The organism is Pseudomonas sp. ICMP 8385 (assembly GCF_002699915.1).
Classification (GTDB): Bacteria; Pseudomonadota; Gammaproteobacteria; order Pseudomonadales; family Pseudomonadaceae; genus Aquipseudomonas; species Aquipseudomonas gessardii.
The window spans coordinates 1-373 of the sequence record NZ_LKBY01000034.1 but is presented as its reverse complement, the minus strand read 5'-3'; the positions used below and the strand labels follow the sequence as shown (position 1 = coordinate 373).

Genomic DNA, 373 nt, shown 5'->3' with positions numbered 1-373 from the left:
ATATCCAAATCAAATCTTGTTGTCTGGGTTCAACCTCAGGGCGAAGGATTTGAGGTTTCAAACCTTTCTGAAGGCTTTGCTGAACTGATCAAACGCTTAAGATGCTTCGAGGTTGGCCGGGTGTTACTTGAGGCTACGGGAGGCTATGAGCGCCAGGTTATGGCAGCGCTTCAGGAGGCAAATTTCAACGTACTCCGGANGTTGCTTGAGGCTACGGGAGGCTATGAGCGCCAGGTTATGGCAGCGCTTCAGGAGGCAAATTTCAACGTACTCCGGATCAATCCTCGCCGAGCCAGAGCCTTTGCCGTGGCAATGGGCAAGACGGCTAAAACTGATCCGATTGATGCGGCTGTTCTGGCCGATTTCGCCGAAG

The 373-nt window shown here is 52.4% G+C and carries 1 protein-coding gene; it reads left to right on the top strand.

Going from position 1 to position 373, the window contains the following annotated elements; all coding sequences use genetic code 11:
• A partial coding sequence (locus AO268_RS05520; RefSeq protein ID WP_141562779.1) for an IS110 family transposase occupies nt 1–373 on the top strand: 373 nt, incomplete at both ends.